Origin of the sequence: Streptomyces albofaciens JCM 4342 (assembly GCF_008634025.1) — a bacterium.
Lineage (GTDB): Bacteria > Actinomycetota > Actinomycetes > Streptomycetales > Streptomycetaceae > Streptomyces > Streptomyces albofaciens.
The window spans coordinates 2,929,526-2,948,871 of the sequence record NZ_PDCM01000001.1 but is presented as its reverse complement, the minus strand read 5'-3'; the positions used below and the strand labels follow the sequence as shown (position 1 = coordinate 2,948,871).

Sequence of the window (19,346 nt, the reverse complement as noted above, 5' to 3'; positions counted from 1 at the left end):
CGGGCCGTGCGTCGTACCGATCCTGATGTACCACGCGGTGGCCCACGCGCCCGCGCGGGCCGCACTCGACCTGTCCGTCACACCGGAGGCGTTCGCCGAGCAGATGGAGGTGCTGGACGACGGCGGATACACCCCGCTGACGACCGCCGAACTGGCGGCGGCGTGGCGAAGCGGCGGCCCGCTGCCCGAGCGGCCGGTGCTGATCACCTTCGACGACGGCTACGAGGGCGTGCACCGGTACTCCCTGCCCGCGCTGGCCGCACACGGCTTCGCGGCCACCCTCTTCGTCTCCACGGGCTGGCTGCGCGGCCCGTACGACACCGGGGGCGGCCTGGACACCATGCTCGACTGGGACCAGACCCGCCGACTGGCCGCCTCCGGCGTCGAGATCGGCGGGCACAGCCACACCCACCCGCAGCTGGACCAGCTCTCCGACGACCGTCTGTGGCGCGAGATCACACGCTGCAAGCAGATCGTCGCCGACGAACTGGGCGCGCCGCCGGTGTCGTTCGCGTACCCGTACGGCTACTCCAGCCGCCGGGTGCGGCGCGCGGTGCGCGGCGCGGGCTTCCGGCAGTCGCTGGCGGTGGGCAACGCCCTGGCGGGCCGCTGCCAGGGCCCGTACGCGCTCGCGCGGCTGACGGTACGGCGCAGCACCGGCACGGAGGAGTTCGCACGGATGGTGGCGGGCCGGGGCGTCGGGCTGATGTTCGCCCGGGACCGGGCGGCAACCAAGGGATACGCCGCGGTCCGCAGGACCCGTCAGGCGGTCAAGGCAGTGGGGAAGGTGCGCGGAAGCCGTGTCTGACACGACCACCCGGACCGAGGAGCGTACGGACCGGAACCCGGCCGGCGGCGGGCGCAAGCGCCTGTTCGGCGGCCGGGGCCCGGGCGGCGGGGGCGGCGGGGGCGGCGGCAGCCCGCTGTTCCGCAACGCCTACGCGCTGATGCTGAACACCGGCATCTCCGGGCTCCTGGGCCTGGGGTTCTGGCTGGTCGCGGCCCGGTACTACACCGAGTCCGCGGTCGGCCAGGGTTCGGCGGCCATCGCCGCGATGAAGCTGCTGGCGGGGCTGACCTCGCTGACGCTGACCGGCGCGCTGGCCCGCTACATCCCCGTCGCGGGACGCACCACGGGGCGGCTGGTCCGGCGTACGTACCTGGGCAGTTCGCTGACCGTCGCGCTGGCCGCGGCGGTCTTCCTGCTGACCCTGGACTTCTGGGGGCCGTCGTACAGATTCCTGCACGGGCCCGTCCACGGGATCGGGTTCATCGTCGCCGTGGTCGCCTGGTCCCTGCTGACCCTCCAGGACGGGGTGCTGACCGGGCTGCGCAGCGCGCTGTGGGTGCCGGTCGGCAACCTGGTCTTCTCGACGGTCAAGCTGGCGCTGCTGGTGGTGTTCGCGGCGTCCATTCCGACGGCGGGCGTGTTCGTCTCGTGGGTCGCGGCCATCGCGATGTCCGTGCTGCCGCTGGGGTGGCTGGTCTTCCGGCGGCTGGTGCCCCGGCACGTGAAGGCCACCGAACGGACCGCCCGGCCGCCGTCGCTGCGCGAGATGGGCCGTTTCCTGGCCGGCGACTACACCGGCTCGCTGTTCTCGCTGGCCGTCGTCTACCTGGTGCCGGTGCTGGTCGCCTCGCAGGTCAGCTCGGCCGACAACGCGTACTTCTACATCACCACCACCATCGGCGGCACGGTCAACCTGCTGGCGATCAACATGGGCGCCTCGCTGACCGTGGAGGGCTCGCACGACCCGGCGCGGCTGGCCGAGAACACCCGGGCCGCGCTGCGCCGGATGGCCCGGATCATGATCCCGGTCTGTCTCTTCCTCTTCGTCTGCGCGCCGTACATCCTCGCCGTCTTCGGCAAGGGGTACGCGGACGCCGCCACGCCGCTGCTGCGCTGGTTCGCGGTGGGCGCCGCGCTGCGCGTGGTGATGGAGGTCTACTTCGCGGTGCTGCGGGCGCAGAGCCGTACGTCCGGACTGGCGTACATGCAGGGCCTGCTGTGCGTCCTGGTCCTGGGCCTGACGGTGCTGCTGCTGCCGCGGATGGGGCTGACCGGGGCGGGCGTCGCGGAGATCTCCAGCCTGACGGTGATCGTCTCGATCGCCTCCGTCAAGCTGTACCGCGTCCTCAAGGGCCGCCCCGCCGCCCCGCTGACGCGGGCTCCGGCGGACGGGCTCGCGCCCGACGGCGACCTGGCCGACCTGGCCGTCAACGGCGACCTCGGGGACGCGCGGGCGCCCGGCGCCACCGCCCCGCCGCCGGAGCCCGGCCGGGCGCGGGAGGCGGCGGCCGGCGGGGACGGGGCGGTGCCGCACCGGCCCGGCTGGGCGCAGCGGGCGCTGCGCGACGTGGACACGATGCCGCTCGGGCTGCACGTGGACTTCGACCACATGGAGCGCAGGCCGGACGTACGGCCCGCGCCGTCGTGGGCGCAGCGGGACGGCGACGGGGCCGCGGAACCGGCGGTCCCCGCGAAGGTGTTCCGGGCCGAGCCGGTGCCGGAGCGGGTCGCCGAACCGCAGGCGGACGGGCCCCCGCCGGACCGCTCCGGCCCCGCCCCGGACACCGCCGACGCCCCCTCGGCGCCCCTCAAGGCGCGGCTCGCGGCGGCCGTTCCTCGCAAGGCCCGGCTCGCGGCGGCCGTCCCCTTCGGGCCGCGGCTCGCCGCCCGGCTGGGCGGGCGCCCCGACATCGGCATCTGGGCGCTGCTGGGCGCCGCGCTCGCGCTCTTCTGGCTGCCGCTGCGCGGCATGGGCGACGCCGACCTGGACCGGATGGGCGGGCTCGGCCTGATCAGTGTGCTGCCCGCGGCGACGCTGCTGGGCGCCGTCCTGCTCGTGCTGGCCTTCGCGTCGGCGCTGTGGCTGTCCCGGCCGCGGCGCGTCCTGCTGGCGGCCGTCCTGGTCCTGACCGTGGTGGCCCTGCACGCGCTGCCCGCCGTCCTGGAGGCCGAACCGCGGTTCCCGACCGCCTGGCAGCACCTGGGATTCCTGGACTACATCGACCGGACCGGCTCCGCGGTGCCGGACCTGGACGCGCGCTGGAGCTGGCCGGGCTTCTTCGCGGCGGCCCAGTTCGTCGCCGAGGCGTGCGGCGTCACGGACTACACCGAGGTGCTGCGCTGGTGGCCGCTGACCATCCAGTTGCTGTACCTGGCCCCGGTGTGCCTGCTGGTGAAGTCCGTACGGGCGGGCTGGCGGGCGAAGTGGAGCGCGGTGTGGCTGTTCGCGCTGTGCGGCTGGGTCGGTCAGGACTACTTCTCGCCGCAGGGCTTCACGTACCTGCTCTATCTGGTCTTCGCCGCGATCCTGCTGGTGTGGTTCCGCGATCCGCGGGTGCTGCGCGGCAAGCGCTGGCCCGGCGAGGCGGAGGTCGCGCCGGCCGGGCGGGGGCAGCGGGTGGCGCTGCTGGCCGTGCTGGGCCTGCTGTTCCTGGCGTCCGTGGCGGGCCACCAGCTCACACCGTTCGTGATGCTCGGCGTGCTGACGTTCCTGGTCCTGGTCCGGCGTACGTCCCTGTACGGGCTGCCGCTGCTGTTCGGCGTGGTGGTCGTGGTGTGGGTCGGGTACCTCGCCGAACCGTACTGGTCCGGCCACTTCGACGAGCTGTTCGGCGGGGTGGGCGGCATCGGCGGAAACGTCTCGTCCTCGGTCGCCGGCCGGATCGGCGACGGCGACGGCACCCACAAGCTGGTGCTGTACGCGCGGGTGGCGCTGGCCGGCGGGGTGCTGGCACTGGCCTGCTGGGGCGTGCTGCGGCGACGCGCGGCGGGCTTCTCCGAACGCTCGCTGCTGGTGCTGACCTTCGTGCCGTTCCTCGCCTTCGGCATGCAGTCCTACGGCGGCGAGATGGCGCTGCGGGTGTTCATGTTCGCGCTGCCCGGCGCCTGCGTCCTCGGCGCGCTGGCGCTGTTCCCGCGCGCCGCGGGCACCCGCCGCGGCCTGGGCCCGTTCGCCGCGCTGCTGACGGGCGTGGTGCTGATCACCGGGTTCCTGGTGGCCCGCTGGGGCAACGAGCCGTTCGAGCGCGTCCGGCCGGGCGAGGTGGCCGCGATGGACTACGTCTACGGGCACGACCGGCCCACCGTACGGCTGCTGTGGCCGACCAACGACACGGTCAACGACGTCACCCCGGCCATGCCGTGGGGCGCGAAGGACATGGAACGGGTGCAGTACAAGCCCGTGCTCGCCCCGCGCGACCCGGTCCTGACCGACTCGGTCGTCGACGCGCTGCGCGAGGCCGGGCCGCACTCGTACTTCATGGTCAACCGCGCCCAGTCGGAGTCGCTGCGCCTGGGCTCGGGCTACGCGGCCAGCTGGGAGCAGCGGCTGCGCACGGCCCTGGACCAGCGCCCCGAGCTGCGCCGCGTCATGAGCAACAAGGACGCGGCGCTGTACGAGCTCAAGCAGCAGCAGCCCTGGCCGGTGGACGAGCCGGCCCCCGGGCCGGTCGGCCCGCGCATCACCTGGACGACGTGGTCGGTCGTCGGCGCGCTCGCGGCCGGAGCCCTGATCGTGCTGCTCGCGGCGCGCGAGGTGGTGCGGGTCGCGCTGCCGCCGAGCGTGCGCAAGCTCCGCTGGCTGCAGAGTTCGTTCTGGTTCACGCTGCCGCTGCTGTTCGTCTTCCTGGTGGCCCTCGTGCAGCGGTTCGTGACGCTGTCGTGAGCGGGCGCCCGGCGACGGCCGGGCGCCTCCTCCTCAGGACCGCTTCTCCCAGCGGATCTCGTACGGGTCCAGGGTCAGGCTCCGCCCGTCCACCGTCGTGCGGACGGGACGGTCGAGGGTGTTGACCACCATGAGGGTCCGGCGGTCGGCCAGGACGCGGAGGTTCGCGCGATCCCCCGCGGCCACGTCCACCGGCACGAAGGACGTACCGGGCGGGAAGGCGCGGGAGAAGCGGGACAGCAGGTCCATCATGGGCAGTTCACCGCCGCCGTCCCGCAGCTGGGTGCTGCGCCACAGGCAGCCGGGGCAGTCGGCGCCCTCGTTCTGCGGGTTCCAGTAGAAGCCGCTGGTGGCGCCGCCCTCGGTCATGGAGATCAGCGCGCTCGCCTGGGTGGCGGTGCGGCGCGGCTCGCTCCAGCCGTTGCGGTCGTCGTTGCGGTCCGCGACCTCGACGTACCACTCCGCCCACCACAGCGGCAGCCCGGTCGTCTCCCGCAGCCAGCGGCCCACATCGGCGAACTTGCGGGTGGCGGCGAACGCGTCCGGCACGTACTGGTCGTCCTTGGTGTAGCTGGAGCCGTCCACGACGACGAAGTCGGCGCCCGCCTTGTGCTCGTTCCAGTACTCGACGGCGTCGACGGTGCGCTGGTCGAGGCTGCCCCAGGGGCCCTTCACGTCGGAGGCGTACGAGTCGTCGCCGGGCGGGTGGCTGTCCATGACCGTGTACGGGCCGCCGACCAGGTTGTTCTTGTCGATCTTCTTCAGTTCCTTGTAGACGAGGTTGTACAGGCGGGTGTAGCCCTCGTGGTCCCAGCGGTTGCGGGCCTCGTCGTAGAAGCCCTTGAGCTCGTTCCAGACGATGAAGTGGCGGATGTCCGGATAGCGGCGGGCGATGGTGCCGGCCAGTTCGGCGAAGTCCGCGTAGTGCTCCGGGTCCGGCGCCTTCTCCAGCGCGCCCCAGTCCGTCTCGCCGGCCTTGCCGCCCTTCATCCAGTCCGGGGCGCAGCACAGCGTCAGGACGGGCGTGCCGCCGGTCCGGCGGATCAGGTCGACGCGGCTGTCCAGCTCCGTGAAGTCGTACTTCCCCGGGCTCGGTTCGGGGTTCTGCGCGCCCCAGCCCATGATGTGCTGGTTCTGCGGCATCGGCTCGGCGGAGAGCAGTCTGGACGCGCTGTGCGTGGCGGCGGCGTCGCCGCGGTCCGCGCTGTACTCGGTGTGCGTGAACCCCCAGCCCACCTGGGCGGCGGGCGAGGCGCCGGAACCGGCGCCGCTGCTCCCGCTCTCCGGCGGGAAGCCGCACATCGCCAGGGCCATGGCCAGCGCCGCCACCCCGACCGCGAGCAGTGCGGTGGCCCGGGACCGGTTGCGCGTCCGGCGGCCCCGCCCGGACCTCCCGGCCGCCGGCACGTCCGGCGGGCGCCCCGCGGTGTCCGTGCCGCCGTACCGTTCCCCACCGTGGCGTTCCCCATGACGTCCCACGACGGGCCAGCCTAGCCAGCTTCGGGGGCCGTCCGGCCGGTTTCGGGCTAAGTGCCGGTGACCGTTCCCCGGGCCGTCCGGCCCCGGGGAAAGTCCCGGGCGACAAGGGAAAATCCGTGTACGCCGTGCCCCGTGGTGCCGGATCATGGTGGGCATGTGTGCCGACCACGTCCGACCGTCCGCCGCCGAGGAGTCCCTCCCGATCCGCTTGACCATGGACGACAGCGATTCGCCGTCCGATGTCGTCGACGCCCTGTTCCTGGGGCGGTTCGCCAGCGGCGAGCAGCCGTACGCGCGCAGCCGTTCGGTGGACCGGGTCAAGGCCGGCCTGACGCTGCTGCCGCCCGGCGCCAAGGTGCTGCGCTCCGCGCGCGACGAGGACCGCAGCGCGACCCTGGCCGAGGGCGACGGCTTCACGCTGCTGGTGTCGCGGTGGAACCGCGGCGCGGACGTGACCGTCACGGCCACCTCCGACGAGCTGGCCCTGAAGGTGCTGGGCCAGTCGGCCGACGGCGCGGAGGACGAGCCGGAGCCGCAGCCGGAGGACGTGTCGATGGGGTTCTGGTACCTCTCCCCGCGCCGCGGCCCGTACCGCACGACCCGGCAGATCTCCGCCGGTACGTGGGAGGAGATCCGCCCCAACTACACCGCCCCGGTGGCCGAGGCGCTGGACCGGCTGATGGGGGTGGCGCCGGAGGAGATCGCCGGGCGGCTGCTGTTGCTGCACGGCCCGCCCGGTACGGGCAAGACCTCCGCGCTGCGCACCCTCGCCCGCTCCTGGCGCGACTGGTGCCAGGTCGACTGCGTACTGGACCCGGAGCGCCTGTTCAACGACATCGGCTATCTGATGGACATCGCCATCGGCGAGGACGACGCGGCGGGCAAGGGGCGCTGGCGGCTGCTCCTGCTGGAGGACTGCGACGAACTGATCCGCGGCGAGGCCCGGCACACGGCGGGACAGGCGCTGTCCCGGCTGCTGAACCTGACGGACGGGCTGCTGGGCCAGGGCCGCAACGTCCTCGTCGGCGTGACGACCAACGAGGACCTGGAGCGGATGCACCCGGCCGTGGTGCGCCCCGGCCGCTGCCTGGCCCGCATCGAGGTGGGCCCGCTCAGCCGCCCGGAGGCGGTGCGCTGGCTCGGCAGGGAGGAGGGCATCGGCCGCGACGGCGCCTCCCTCGCGGAGCTGTACGCACTGCGCCGCGGCATCGGCCCCGCGTCGGTGCCGTCCCAGGACCCGGGTGCGGATGCGGGGTTGTATCTGTAGGCGTACGGCCGGTCTACGCGTACAGCTCCCGCAGCCGTACCGAAAGGCACGTCACGCAGCCCTCCAGCTTCTCGAACTCCCCGATGTCCACCACCACCGGCTCGTAGCCGAGGCCGGCGAACAGCTCGGCGCTGCGGGGCGCGCTCGCGCTCATCAGCAGCCGTCCGCCGCCGAGCAGGACGACGTGGGCCCCGGCCTCCTCCGGCACCGCGCGGAAGCGGGGGAAGAGGGCGGGGTCGTCGACCAGCGGCGGGTAACCGATGACGGTGCCGTCGGGCAGGGCGGTGACCGCGGACTTCAGGTGCAGCACCTTGCCGACCGGCACGGCCGTCACCCGGGCCCCCAACGGCTCGAAGGCGGCGCGGAGTTGGCGCACCCCCTCGGCGTTGGTGCGGCCGCCGCGCCCGACGTACACCGTGTCGCCCACCTTCAGGACGTCACCGCCGTCGAGCGTGCCGGGCGCGCGGATACGGCCCAGCGGACAGCCCAGCGCGGCCGCCGCCTCCTCGGCGGCGGCCACCTCCGGGCGGCGGGATCCGGCCCCGGGCCGGGCCAGCAGCGCCACGTTGCGGAAGACGACCATGGTGTCCTCGACGAACACCGCGTCGGGGCAGTCGTCCGCGGGCGCCACCTCCGTGGTCCGCCAGCCGTGCGCGCGCAGCGCGCCGACGTAATCCTCCCACTGGAGCAGCGCGCGGTCCGGGTCCACCGGCCGCCGCTCGATGTGCGTCGTCAGCCCCTCGGCGAGGCGCGGCCCGGGGCGGCGTATGAGCGCCTCCTTGCTGGTCACACCGTGCCCTCGGGGTAGTGCTGCCGGTCCTCGGACAGCTCCTTGACGAGGCAGAAGGGGTGACCCGCGGGGTCGGCGTAGACCCGGAAGCCGTGCGGCTTGGCGTCATGGCTGGTGTCCAGCAGGGTGCCGCCCGCTTCCAGCACCCGCCGGTGCGCGGCCTCCAGGTCGTCCACGCCGAGGTCGAGGTGGGACTGCTGGGGGTACGCCGGGTCCGGCCAGCGGGGCGGGCGGTGGTCGGAGACGCGCTGGAAGGCCAGGAGCGATCCGGTGGCGGTGTGCAGGGTGACCCAGTCGCCGTTGGTGGTCCAGCGGGAGTCGGGGCGGTTGATCTCGCCGCCGAGGAGTTCCGCGTAGAAGCGGGCGAGGCGCAGCGGGTCGGGACAGTCCAGGGCGGTGCACTGGACGCGGGCGAGTGCGGTCATACGTCCTCTCCGTAGGTGGCGCGCAAGGCTTCCATGACGGCCGCGCGGGCGGCGGCGTGGTCCAGGCCGAGGCGGCGGGCGCGCCGGGCGTAGGAGGCGGCGGCAGCGGCCGCCTCCTTGTCGGCCGCCTCGCCGGCCGCGGCGATGAAGGTGCCGTTGCGTCCCCGCGTCTCGATCACGCCGTCGGTCTCCAGGGCGCGGTACGCCTTGGCGACGGTGTTGGCGGCCAGCCCGAGCTGTTCGGCGAGGCCGCGTACGGTGGGCAGTTTGCGGCCGACCGGCAGTCCGCCGTCGCGGGCCTGGCCGGCGATCTGGGAACGGACCTGTTCGAACGGCGCCTCCGCCGCGTCCGGGTCGATGGTCAGCCGCAGGGGCGGCGCTTGCTGGACGGCCACGGTGGCGCTCCTGGTACGGGGGTTGCATGGGACGCAGGGGGTGGGTCGCACCCATTGTGCGTCAGCGGTGCCCGCCGTGTCCGCAGGGCGACCCATGTCGTGCGGCGGCAACGGCGGTCCGCCCGGCCCCGCCGGAGCGCGTGTGCGGTACACGGGTCCGGGGCGATATTCGGAGGCGCCGTGCGGCCGGCGGGCGTACCGTCCCGCTGGTGACCATCACCGTGCGTCCGTTCCGTCCCGCCGATGCCCGGGACGTCTGCGAGCTCCGGCGTCGTGTGCTGCCCTACGAGATCTCCACCCCGCAGTCGGTCGCCTGGGAGGTCGCCGAGGCACCGGCCGGGCGGAAGCTGCGGGTGTTCGTCGCCGAGGCGGGCGGCCGCGTCGTCGGCGTGGCGAAGGCCTCGGTCCGGCATGACAGCAGCACGCCCGGGCAGGGCGTCGTCGTGCCGCTGGTGGACCCCGGGCACCGGGGGCGCGGCACGGGCAGCGCCCTGCTCGCCGCCGCGGAGGAGCACCTGGCCGGTCTGGGCGCCACCCATCTCCACGCCTACCCCCAGGACGACCCGCGCTCGATGTCGTTCGCCGAACGCCGCGGCTACCGCCACCTGCGCACGGCCCGTTACCTCCGCCTCGACCTGGCCCGCGCCGCCCTGCCGCCGCTGCCCGCGAGCCTCCCGCCCGGCACGGAGCTGCGCACCGCCGCCGACTTCGGTGCCGACCCCCGGCCGCTGTACGAGGCGGACGCCGAGGTGATGCCCGACGAGCCCGACGTGCTGAGCGTGGACGCGATGACGTACGAGGACTGGATCGTGCACACCTGGGAACGCCCGGACATCGACCTGGACCTGACGACGGTGGTGACGGTCGGCGGCGAGATCGCGTCGTTCTGCCTGGCCGGTACGGACGGCCGGGACCGCTACGGCTCGGCGATGACCGGCACCCGCCGCCCCCACCGGGGCAGGGGCCTGGCCAAGCTCGCCAAGACCGCCTCCCTGCACCGGGCCCGCGACGCCGGGTGCACCGAGGCCTTCACCGGCAACGACGCGGAGAACGGCCCGATGCTCGCCATCAACACCGCGTTCGGCTACCGGCCCTTCGGCGTGGAGTGGCACAGCGTCAGGGACCTGACGGGCGCCGGATCGCCCACGTAATGGAAGCCCGGCGGCGGGTGCATCAGGAAGTCGTGGTGCGAGATGTTCCACGCGTACGCGCCGGCCAGGGCGAAGGCGATGCGGTCGCCCGCGCGCAGGTGGGCGACGGGGGCCCGGCGGGCCAGGACGTCCTTCGGGGTGCACAGCTGGCCCGCGAGCGTGACCTCCTGGTGGTGGGCGCCCGGGCGGGGCCAGGGGCGGGCCCATTCCTCGACGGGGAGCACGACGAAGGGGTGGTCGTGGCCCTTGGCCGCCGGGGTGCGCAGGTGGTGGGTGCCGCCGCGCAGGACGGCGAACGCCTCGCCGTGGCTGTGCTTGACGTCCAGCACCTCGGTCACGTACCAGCCGCAGTACGCGGTCAGCGCCCGGCCCGGTTCGATGCGCAGCGTGAACTCGGGGTAGCGGTCGGCCAGTCCGGCGAGGGCGGTGCCGTACTCCGTCCAGTCGAAGCGGGCCTGCGGGCGTCCGTAGTCGACCGCCATGCCGCCGCCGAGGCCGATCTCGCACAGGGAGTGGCCGTGCCGGGCGGCGAAGTGCCGGGCCCAGTCGGTGATCCGGGCGGCGATGGCCAGTTGTGCGGGTGCGTCGAGGCCGCTGGCCAGGTGGGCGTGGATGCCGCGCAGCCGCAGCGGGCCGTCGCAGAGCAGCGGCAGGCAGTGCTCGGCGCGCGCGGGGTCGAGGCCGAACGGTGTGGCCCGGCCGCCCATCGCGAGGGCCGCGCCGGCCGTGGCCCCGGCGCCCAGCGGCAGGTTGACGCGCAGCAGGACGTCCGCCTCCCGCCCGGCTTCGCGGGCGAGGGCGGAGAGCATCCGCAGTTCGTGCTCGCTCTCCAGGTGGAAGCGCTCGACACCCAGGTCCAGGGCCGCGCGCAGTTCCGCCTCCGTCTTGCCCGGCCCGCCGAACGCCAGCGGCAGCGCGGGCTCCGCCGCGCGCACGTGCGCGGCCTCGCCCCCGGAGGAGACCTCGAAGCCGTCGATGTGCGGGGCGAGCGTCCGCAGCAGGCGCGGGTCCGGGTTGGCCTTGGCCGCGTAGTACAGCTCCACGCGGGGCGGCAGGGCGGCCCGTACGGACGCGGCGTGGGCGGCGAGGTCGGCCAGGTCGTAGACGTAGGCGGGCAGCGGGCCGTCGAGCGTGCCGCCGGGGCCCGGATGCCCGGCCGTGAGGGCGTCCACCTGGCGCGCGGCCAGTTCCGTGATCATGAGGTGCTCCGGGGGCGGGTACGGGTGACCATGGGCGCAGGGGGGCCGCCGTCCGGGGCGCCGGGCCCGACCGGTGAGGTGATGCGGACGTATCCCGCCTCCCGGTCCGCCGCGCGGCCCCACCGCGTCAGCAGGTTGGCCTTGGCGGGCAGCGGCGCCCCGGCCAGGAGGGCGCGCAGTTCGTCCGGTTCGCCGTGCGCGGCGCTCCGCTCGCGCAGCACGCCCCGCACGGCCCGCCACAGCTCGCCCTCCAGCGCCGGGTGCCGGTCGGCGACCGCGGCGGCCATCTCGGCGAGGTGGTTGACGAGCAGGCAGTAGACGACGCGGTCCCAGCCGCGCTCCCGGTCGTACACCAGGGGCCGCGCCACGTCCGCGGGCAGCCCGGCGAGGAACGCCGCGTGCGGGCCGCCGGGCAGCAGCTTGGTGCCTTCCAGGTCGCGGAAGAGGACCTGCGCGGGCATGCCGTGGGCGTCGACGCAGAGAACGACGTTCTGAAGGTGCGGTTCGAGGACGACGCCGTGGTCGAAGAAGGCGGCCATGACGGGCGGTACGAGCAGCGTCAGGTACGCGTCCCACCAGCTGAGCGCCGCCACCGGCCCGCCGTCAGGCAGCAGCGCGCCGAACTGGGCGTCGCTGTTGGGGTGTTCGTCGGCCACGGCGGCGGCCAGCAGCGGCGTGGTGCCGGGCCGCAGCCGCTCCTCCAGCCCCTCCCGCACGATGACGCCGAGCCCTTCCGCCAGTTCCCGGTCGCCCACGTCCACGGTGCGGTAGCCGGGTTCGCGCAGCAGGTCGCAGCCCGGGAAGCGCGCGGCGAGGGCGGTGGCGACCGGTTCCAGGTGGCGGGTGAGGGCGACGGCGCCGCGCAGTTCGTAGTCGGCGTTCTTGCGCACGCAGTTGGTGATGCGGGTGTTGAGGCTGAATTTGAGGAAGGCGCGGCCGTCGTAGAGCGTGCGGACGGACGCGGTGGGCGCGAACGTGTCACCGCGCTCCCCCAGGTCGAGCAGGTCCCCGCGCCGCACGGCGTCCCGGAGGGCGGGGTGCGCGCCGAGCATCGCGTACTGCCAGGGGTGCGCGGGCAGCAGCCGGTACCCGTCGGGCACCTCGCCCTGCCGGTCCAGGGCCAGGAGCGCGGCGGGCGTGGCGGCCTCCTCGCGTACGCACCCGGCGCGTACGGCCAGGTGCCGCAGCCGGAAGCGGGCCCCGGCCTCGGGCGCGTAGCGGGCCCAGTCGGCGGCGCTGCCCGTACGGGACTTGGGCGTCGGGTGGAAGCGGTGCCCGAACAGCAGCGACTGCTCGGAGCGCAGATAGCGGGCATGCGGCCCGGAGTCCCGGCCGTCGTGGTCCGCCGGGGCCCCGGCGCGGCGCAGGGCGGCGGTGACGCCCGCGTGGCTGGCCGCGACCTGCGCACGGAACTCCTCGTTCCGTACGCCGGTACGCAGTTCCAGCTCGCGCTGCGCGCACGCGGCCAGTTCCTGCCAGCCCAGTTCGTGCCAGCCGCCGTCGCGCCACTGCCCGGCGGGGCCGCGGAAGCGGTGAGCCCCGGTCAGCGAGGTGCGGCGCAGCCCGATCCGCAGCAGTTCGCCGCAGCGCGGCAGGCGCAGCAGCAGGTGGTCACCGGCCACGGCGGTCTGCCGTTCCGGGCCGCAGATCTCGCGCAGCAGGCAGTTGAGGAGGGTGTGGGCGACGGGTTCGTCGGCCGAGCGCGGGACGGCGCGGTCCGGGACGGCCGTGCGGGAGGGGGCGAGGGGCATTGCGGGGACTCCAACAGGGGGTGGGGAGAGGGGTGCCCGAGCGGTGGGCGGGCCGGTCACGGTGCGAGGACGGTGATCACCGGCCCGGGAGCAGGTAGTTCGGCCCGGTGACGTAGTGCTTGTTGATGTCCGACGCACCCGACCGCCGTTTCGTGAGCAGGCTGCCGGCCGTGACCATGGCCTTGACCGGCAGCCGCTCAGCGTGCAGGACGCGGGTGCGCAGTACGACGGCGGCCGCTCCGGGGGCGGCGTCCAGCCGGTCCACGGCCTCCGTCAGGCGCGCGCGGAGCTGCCCGAGCAGCACCGGCAGGGGCGCCCGGCCGAGCCGCGCCAGTTCGAAGGCGAGGGCGCCGGCGCACAGGTGGACGGTGATGGTGGTGAACACGTCCGCCACCGGGGCGTCGCTGCCCACCGGGATGCGGCGGTCGGCGAAGCCGCACAGGTCGGCGGCCTCCCCGCCGAGCACGGCGGCCAGCCGGACGGTGTTCACCCGCGGCCCGTCGTTGTCCTTGAGCAGCAGGCGCAGCCGTGGGCGTCCGGCGACCTCGTCCAGGACGAGCGAGGTGTTCTGCTGGTGCGACTCCAGCGCGATGCCGTACGCGAAGAGGGTGGTGTGCCAGTCCAGCAGCAGGGTCAGGTAGGCGTCGAGGAGGGCGAGCAGGTCGCCGCCGTAGAAGCGGCGGGCGAGGTCGTCGGCGACGAGGGAGCCGTCCGGCATCCGGGCCGTGAGCGCGGCCACCGGCACCACCCGCGCGCCGCGCAGACCGCTGGACCCGCGCAGGCCGCGCAGGCTCCGCGCGGCGATGGGGCCGCCGCTTCCGCACCCGGCCGCCGTACCACCACTGCCCCGGGGATAGCGGCGCACCAGAGTGGCGAGCAGGTCGTGCCCGGCGTCCAGATGGGTGGTCTCGTCGGCGAGGAGCACGGTCTCGGCGAAGCGCGGATGGCGGGCGACGACGGTCTCCAGGAGGCGCTGGCCCACCGCGCCGTCCACGAGGGTGCCCGGTTTCATGCCGCGCCGGTTGAGGCGGCCCAGCGTGGCGGTGGCGAGCGGTAGTTTGAGGTGGGTGTACGGGTCGTCGGTGACGGCGACGGTCCGCATCGACAGGGTGGGCCGTACCCGCAGCCACGCCCGGTCGGCGAGCCGCGCCGCACCCTCCAGGCCCCGGGCGCGCAGCGCTTCGGCCAGCGGCCCGTCGGCGGTGAGCGGGTGGACGGGCAGCGCGAGGTGGCTGTCGTCCAGCCGGGGCAGGCCCAGGTCCGCGGGGGTGGGCCACCAGTGGGGCAGGGCCGCCGGGTCGCCGTTGACGTGCTCGTACGGGAGGGCCAGCCAGCGCAGCGCGAAACCGGGCGCGAACTCGGGCGCGTAGGCGCGGACCTGGTCGGCGTCCAGGCCGATGCGGGCCCGGCCGGTGGGGTAGACGGGGTGGTCGCGGTAGGCGGCGAGGGTGTCGTAGTCGAGGGCGCCGCCGGGGCCGCACCAGGCCCGGTCGCCGTCGTACGCGCCGGCCGGCACGGCGTGCGCGCCCAGTGCCGCGCCCCGGCCCCCGCCGCTCGCGCCGGCCGCCGGCCCGCTGTTCCCGCCGTACGCCCCGCCGCCCGCGTGCGGGCCCAGCCGGCCGACCACCGCCGCGCGCTCGGCGGCCTGCGTCCGGGCGGTGGCCAGCGCCTGGCGGCACTCGCCGACGAAGCCGTCGAAGCCCGGCCGGTCCTCGGGCGGCACGGCGGTGCGCAGCAGCCCCATGATGGCGTCGATGCCGGTCAGCCGCGTGCCGTCGGGGCGCTCCAGCACTCCCGTACGGGCGGCGACCTCGCACTGGAAGCCGTCGGCCTCGACCGGGACCAGGACCGGGCCGTCCGGGAGGGCCAGCCGCAGCCGGTCGCCGTCGGTCCCGCGCACCGTTCCGGCGGCGCTGCGCAGCCCGTACGCGTCCTCGCGCAGCAGCGCGCTGAGCACGCGTCGCATCAGCTCTTCCTCCACGCCGTCCTGCGGGCGGTCGAGGGGGCCGCCGCCGGCGTTCTCCGGCTCGGCACCGCACAGCGTGTCCGGTACGCCGTCTCCCGTCACCGCCGTCACGGCACGATCTCCCAACGGTGGGCGGCCAGGAACTCCCGTACGGCCGCGTCGATGCGCTCCTCGTCGCGGCCGGTGGCCCGCAGCACCCCCAGGAAGTCGCGGTTGGTGCGGTACAGGGGGTGCCGCTCGCCCACCTCGCGTAAGGGCCGGTAGTCGAGGCGGACGCCGTCCGCTTCCCGTACTTCCGGGTCGGGCGCCGCCTTCAGCGCCCCGGAACGGTCGGCGCACACGTACTCCATGCGCACCCGCGTGCCGCGCCGCGCATCCAGGCTCCGCGGCAGCCGCTCCCCCAGGTGCGTACGGAGGATCAGCTCGAAGAGCGGGAGGTCCAGCGCCTCGGCGAGGGCGAGGTCGCACCGGTCGCCGATGGCGCGGTAGTTGACCTCGATGATGCGAGCCCGGCCGCCCTGGTCCACGTATTCGGTGTGGCAGGCGCCGAAGCCGACGCCGAGCGCGCGCAGTTGGGCCAGCACCTGGTCCGTGGCGGGCCGGGGCGGTTCGGGGAGCAGGCGCAGCCGTTCCTCGATGAAGTGCGGCGGCGGCGAGATGTCCGTGCGGAACGAGGCGAGCGGGTGCAGGCCGTGCCCGTCACCGAGGGTTTCCAGGGTGTACAGGTCGCCGTCCAGGTACTCCTCCAGGACCAGCGCGGCGCCGGGCCGCCGGGCCCGGATCTCGGCGCAGCGGGCGGCCAGTTCGGCGTCGTCCGCGACCAGGAAGACGTCCTCGCTCGCGACCCCTTCACGCGCTTTGAGGACGCAGGGGTACGGGATGCCGTGGTGGCGCGTTTCGCGGCCGGCCGGGCCGCCGTCCGGCGCCAGTTCGGCGGACCGTACGGCGTCCAGTCCGGCGGCGGCCAGGGCGCGCCGCAGCTCGGCCTTGTTCTTCGTGCGGAGCGCGGCCCGCCAGTCCTTGCCGGGCAGCCCGAAGTAGTCGGCGGCCAGGGCGGCCTGGGCCTGGAGGTGGTCGCTGTTGGTGAAGACCGCAGCGGGTGCCCCAACTCGGCTGGCCAGAGCGGCGGTTCGCGCGATCACGGCCCGGAAGTCCGCCACGTCGCACGGTACGATGGCCGGCTCGCCGGGCAGCGGACCGCCGCCGCCCCGCTCGCGCGCGTACCGCCCGTACGCCTCCCGGTGGGCGTCCGGCTGGTCGGTCAGCAGCGCCACGGGCAGGCCGAGGCGGGCCGCGGCCGGCAGAAAGCCTTCCGTGACGGAGTCGGTGGGGTTGCGGGCGAGGAGGATCAGGCCCGCGCAAGGGTCGTTCGGGGGTGCGGCCTCGTTCACACGCCGAAGATTAGGTTAGGCATACCTAACTTTGTCAACTCGCGCCACACCGGCGCCGCGCCCCTCTCCCCACCCCCTCCCCTGCGCGTTCCGGATTGCCTCCACCACGGTCCGTCCCGAGGGCTTAATCCGTCCTGAGGCCTTCCTTAAGCGGGCCATAAAGATCGCCGGGAACCGGCTTCCGGGCCCGAATCCGCTGCTCAGCGGGGCTAGCGTGCTGATCGCACCGGCGGGATCAGGCGCTCCCGCCGGTGCGCTCCCCCACGCCCCGACGAAGGAGACCCCCACGATGACCGCTCGCCGCAAGGCCGCCGGTATCGCGCTGACCGGTATCGCCCCGCTGGTGTTCACCGCGCTCTCCGCGACCCCGGCGGTCGCCCACGGCTCGATGACCGACCCGGTCAGCCGGATCTCCGCCTGCTTCGCGGAGGGCCCGGAGCACCCGAAGTCCGCGGCCTGCAAGGCACTGGTCGCGGCCGGCGGCACACAGGCCCTGTACGACTGGAACGGCGTACGGGACGGCAACGCCGGCGGGCAGTCCAGGAAGCGCATCCCGGACGGCAAGCTGTGCAGCGCCAACAGCGCCGAGTACAAGGGCCTGGACCTGCCGCGGGCCGACTGGCCGTCCACCAGGCTGCGGGCGGGGGACCACACGTTCCACTACAAGGCGACCGCCCCGCACCGCGGCTCCTTCGAGCTGTACATCACCAAGGACGGCTACGACCCCGCCAAGCCGCTCAAGTGGTCCGACCTGGAGGCCAAGCCGTTCGCCAAGGTCACCGACCCGAAACTGACGGGCGGCGACTACGTCTTCAGCGGCAAGGTGCCCGCCAGGTCCGGCCGCCACCTGATCTACAGCATCTGGCAGCGCTCGGACAGCCCCGAGGCGTTCTACACCTGCTCCGACGTGGTCTTCGGCAAGGACGGCGGCGGCGCGGGCAAGGGCGCCGCCCCGGCCGCCGCGCCGAGCGACCGGCAGATCGCGGCGGCGGCGGACAAGTCGTCCATGGACCACATGCACCACGGCGCGCACGGCGGCGCCCCGGCGGCCGGGGCCGACGGCACGGCGCGGGACGACGGTGCCGCGGGCAACGCGGCGCGCCCCAACGGGGGCGCGGCCAAGGAGGTGGACCCGAAGCAGGCCGGTGCCCAGCAGGCGGCCGGCAGCCACCTCGCCGAGACCGGCGGCAACAGCGCGACCGCGCCGATCGCCATCGGCGGCGCGGCCGTCCTGGCGCTGGGCGCCTCGGTCCTGTTCGCGAGCGCGCGCCGCAAGGCCGCCCGGCAGCGCGGCTGATCCCTCCGCTTTTCCCGCAGGGCCCTTCCCCCCACATCTACGAGGGCCCACCCTGCGGGGGCATCCCCCACTGGCCCCGCAGGACCCCTGGTGAGGTCATCCCCCACTGACCCCACAGGGCTTGCCCCGTGAGGCCATCCCCCGCTGGCCTCACGGGGCCCACCCCCCACACTGGCGCCGCCGTCCCCTTCCCTTCACCTCAGGGGGTGGCGGCGCCGCTCCGCGCGCCCCGCCCCCGCGCCGCACTCCCCTGTGGTGCGGCGTGGGAGCGGGCCGGGCGCGCGCCGGGCCGTGGTCCCCTCACGTCGTGTCATTCCTCAGCGCGGCGCGCCACGCCGGAGATTCCCGTTCCGGCGGAAGAATCCCGCGAATCCCCGACCAGGCGCCGCAGCAGGCGTACGTACGGGCTCCAGCGGGCGGGACGCGCGACCGTCCCCGTACAGGCGAACTCGGCCCGGTCCAGGCTGTCTTCCAGGACCGCGTCGTGCAGCCGCCGGTAGACCAGCGGCCAGCTGAGCCGGGCCGGGCCACGGACGCGCATCGCCAAGGTGTGCCGCAGTACCGACCGCCGCTCCCCGAGGGCGTGCACGGTGTATTCGTGGAAGCCGTCGAAGCCGCGCGGCCCGCTGAAGGCGAACCGCACCCAGATGCCCGGGACATGGGCGACGACCGTGTAGCGGACCGGGCCGTGGCCGCCGGCCGCGCCCTCGCCGAGCGGGCGGTCGAGCCGCATCGGAGGCCAGTCGCGGCCCGGCCACAGCGGATCGTGCGCGCTCGCCAGGCCGTCGATCAGCGCACCGGCGGTGGCCGGCGGCACCGGCAGTTCACGCTCGTGCACGTTGAAGATTCCCATTCCGTCCACCTCCGAGGACAGCGGGCCGGCGCGGGGCAGGCTCGGTCCCGGCGCAGGGCCCTTTTGGAGGGCGCCCTCCAATACGTTCTGGAGAGTACCCTCCAGAACATGGCGAGACCACCGCTCTTCGAGACATCCCTGCTCCTGGACGCCGCCGTCCGGCTGGCCGCCGAGGCCGGCCCGGCGGGGGTGACCATGTCCGCGGTCGCCGCGGCCGTCGGCGCGCCGAGCGGATCGGTCTACCACCGCTTCGCCGGGCGGCCCGCCCTCCTGGCCGAGGTGTGGCTGCGTACGGTCGAGCGGTTCCAGGAGGGGTACTTCGCGGCCCTCCGGTCGGCGCCGGACCCGCGGGCCGCGGGCGCGGCGGCGGCCCGGCACATCGTCGCGTGGAGCCGCGCCCACCCCGAGGAGGCGGCGCTCCTCCTGTACGGGGCGCGGGACTTCGGCCGGGACGGCTGGCCGGCCGCGTACGCCGAGCGGGCCGACCGGGGCCACCGGCGGGTATGGGACGCGGTCGGCGCCCTGGCACGGGACCTCGGGGCGCGCACCCCGCAGGACACCGAACGGGTCTTCCTCGCGGTCATCGACGTACCGCTGTCCCTGGTGCGCCGCCACGCACGCGGCGGCACCCCGCTGCCCGAGCACGCCGAGGACCTGGCCGAGCGGTGTACGGCCGCGCTGCTGGCGGGGTGAGCGGGCCCGCCGGGCC

General features: G+C 74.9%; 15 protein-coding genes. 6 read left to right on the top strand and 9 right to left on the bottom strand.

The genetic code is table 11. From position 1 onward, the window contains the following. The first annotated feature begins 25 nt into the window (after positions 1 to 25). Complete coding sequence (locus tag CP973_RS13235; RefSeq protein WP_150243523.1) at positions 26 to 808, top strand: polysaccharide deacetylase family protein; 783 nt, start codon at positions 26 to 28, stop codon at positions 806 to 808. Then, positions 801 to 4,673, top strand: a complete 3,873-nt coding sequence (locus tag CP973_RS13230; protein ID WP_425281962.1) for a lipopolysaccharide biosynthesis protein — start codon at positions 801 to 803, stop codon at positions 4,671 to 4,673. The genes CP973_RS13235 and CP973_RS13230 overlap by 8 nt, the downstream gene beginning before the upstream one ends. Before the next feature lie 33 nt (positions 4,674 to 4,706). Here the strand turns inward: CP973_RS13230 and CP973_RS13225 are convergent, their stop codons facing one another. Continuing rightward, positions 4,707 to 6,152, bottom strand: a complete 1,446-nt coding sequence (locus CP973_RS13225; protein ID WP_150240429.1) for a GH39 family glycosyl hydrolase — start codon at positions 6,150 to 6,152, stop codon at positions 4,707 to 4,709. A gap of 154 nt (positions 6,153 to 6,306) precedes the next feature. Here CP973_RS13225 and CP973_RS13220 point away from each other — a divergent pair, with 154 nt between their 5' ends. Beyond that, entirely contained in the window at positions 6,307 to 7,419 is a 1,113-nt protein-coding gene (locus CP973_RS13220; RefSeq protein ID WP_150240427.1) for a DUF5925 domain-containing protein, read from the top strand. Between the two features lie 13 nt (positions 7,420 to 7,432). Here the strand turns inward: CP973_RS13220 and ddaH are convergent, their stop codons facing one another. The 3 genes from ddaH to CP973_RS13205 are packed head-to-tail and all read right to left on the bottom strand — an operon-like array spanning position 7,433 to position 9,029. Continuing rightward, the gene (ddaH, locus tag CP973_RS13215; RefSeq protein WP_150240426.1) at positions 7,433 to 8,209 is read right to left on the bottom strand and encodes a dimethylargininase; all 777 of its coding nucleotides are present in this window, start codon (positions 8,207 to 8,209) and stop codon (positions 7,433 to 7,435) included. Continuing rightward, a complete protein-coding gene (locus CP973_RS13210) occupies positions 8,206 to 8,634 on the bottom strand; it encodes a VOC family protein (protein WP_150240423.1) in 429 nt (142 codons plus the stop codon). Before CP973_RS13210 ends, ddaH begins: the two co-directional genes overlap by 4 nt. Further along, entirely contained in the window at positions 8,631 to 9,029 is a 399-nt protein-coding gene (locus CP973_RS13205; protein WP_150240421.1) for a GntR family transcriptional regulator, read from the bottom strand. The genes CP973_RS13210 and CP973_RS13205 overlap by 4 nt, the downstream gene beginning before the upstream one ends. Positions 9,030 to 9,244: 215 nt before the next feature. On the opposite strand from CP973_RS13205, the gene CP973_RS13200 reads away from it, so the two are divergent. Further along, the gene (locus tag CP973_RS13200; protein WP_150243519.1) at positions 9,245 to 10,180 is read left to right on the top strand and encodes a GNAT family N-acetyltransferase; all 936 of its coding nucleotides are present in this window, start codon (positions 9,245 to 9,247) and stop codon (positions 10,178 to 10,180) included. Here the strand turns inward: CP973_RS13200 and CP973_RS13195 are convergent. The 4 genes from CP973_RS13195 to CP973_RS13180 all read right to left on the bottom strand — a co-directional run bounded on the left by CP973_RS13195 (position 10,114) and on the right by CP973_RS13180 (position 16,487). Then, positions 10,114 to 11,379, bottom strand: a complete 1,266-nt coding sequence (locus tag CP973_RS13195) for a type III PLP-dependent enzyme (protein ID WP_150240419.1) — start codon at positions 11,377 to 11,379, stop codon at positions 10,114 to 10,116. The genes CP973_RS13200 and CP973_RS13195 overlap by 67 nt on opposite strands. Continuing rightward, a complete protein-coding gene (locus CP973_RS13190; protein WP_150240418.1) occupies positions 11,376 to 13,130 on the bottom strand; it encodes an IucA/IucC family protein in 1,755 nt (584 codons plus the stop codon). The genes CP973_RS13195 and CP973_RS13190 overlap by 4 nt, the downstream gene beginning before the upstream one ends. A gap of 76 nt (positions 13,131 to 13,206) precedes the next feature. Beyond that, positions 13,207 to 15,096 carry an IucA/IucC family protein gene (locus CP973_RS13185; protein WP_150243517.1) on the bottom strand — a complete coding sequence of 630 codons (1,890 nt, stop codon included), beginning with the start codon at positions 15,094 to 15,096 and terminating at the stop codon, positions 13,207 to 13,209. A 107-nt stretch (positions 15,097 to 15,203) separates the two neighbouring features. Beyond that, positions 15,204 to 16,487 (bottom strand): ATP-grasp domain-containing protein, encoded by a 1,284-nt coding sequence (locus tag CP973_RS13180; protein ID WP_208853174.1) that lies wholly within the window; start codon positions 16,485 to 16,487, stop codon positions 15,204 to 15,206. A 289-nt stretch (positions 16,488 to 16,776) separates the two neighbouring features. Here CP973_RS13180 and CP973_RS13175 point away from each other — a divergent pair, with 289 nt between their 5' ends. Next, positions 16,777 to 17,784, top strand: coding sequence for a lytic polysaccharide monooxygenase (locus tag CP973_RS13175; RefSeq protein WP_150240416.1), 1,008 nt, complete (start codon positions 16,777 to 16,779; stop codon positions 17,782 to 17,784). A gap of 310 nt (positions 17,785 to 18,094) precedes the next feature. Here the strand turns inward: CP973_RS13175 and CP973_RS13170 are convergent, their stop codons facing one another. Then, positions 18,095 to 18,637 carry an SRPBCC family protein gene (locus CP973_RS13170; protein WP_150240414.1) on the bottom strand — a complete coding sequence of 181 codons (543 nt, stop codon included), beginning with the start codon at positions 18,635 to 18,637 and terminating at the stop codon, positions 18,095 to 18,097. Positions 18,638 to 18,745: 108 nt separating this feature from the next. On the opposite strand from CP973_RS13170, the gene CP973_RS13165 reads away from it, so the two are divergent. Further along, complete coding sequence (locus tag CP973_RS13165) at positions 18,746 to 19,330, top strand: TetR/AcrR family transcriptional regulator (protein ID WP_150240412.1); 585 nt, start codon at positions 18,746 to 18,748, stop codon at positions 19,328 to 19,330. Positions 19,331 to 19,346 lie beyond the last annotated feature (16 nt).

Bases quoted from the DNA above. Each gene is read 5' to 3' on its own strand.
- CP973_RS13195 (WP_150240419.1), bottom strand. From the start codon at position 11,379: ATGATCACGGAACTGGCCGCGCGCCAGGTGGACGCCCTCACGGCCGGG.
- CP973_RS13170 (WP_150240414.1), bottom strand. From the start codon at position 18,637: ATGGGAATCTTCAACGTGCACGAGCGTGAACTGCCGGTGCCGCCGGCC.
- CP973_RS13175 (WP_150240416.1), top strand. From the start codon at position 16,777: ATGACCGCTCGCCGCAAGGCCGCCGGTATCGCGCTGACCGGTATCGCC.
- CP973_RS13185 (WP_150243517.1), bottom strand. From the start codon at position 15,096: ATGCGACGCGTGCTCAGCGCGCTGCTGCGCGAGGACGCGTACGGGCTG.
- CP973_RS13190 (WP_150240418.1), bottom strand. From the start codon at position 13,130: ATGCCCCTCGCCCCCTCCCGCACGGCCGTCCCGGACCGCGCCGTCCCG.
- CP973_RS13220 (WP_150240427.1), top strand. From the start codon at position 6,307: ATGTGTGCCGACCACGTCCGACCGTCCGCCGCCGAGGAGTCCCTCCCG.
- CP973_RS13210 (WP_150240423.1), bottom strand. From the start codon at position 8,634: ATGACCGCACTCGCCCGCGTCCAGTGCACCGCCCTGGACTGTCCCGAC.
- CP973_RS13235 (WP_150243523.1), top strand. From the start codon at position 26: ATGTACCACGCGGTGGCCCACGCGCCCGCGCGGGCCGCACTCGACCTG.
- CP973_RS13165 (WP_150240412.1), top strand. From the start codon at position 18,746: ATGGCGAGACCACCGCTCTTCGAGACATCCCTGCTCCTGGACGCCGCC.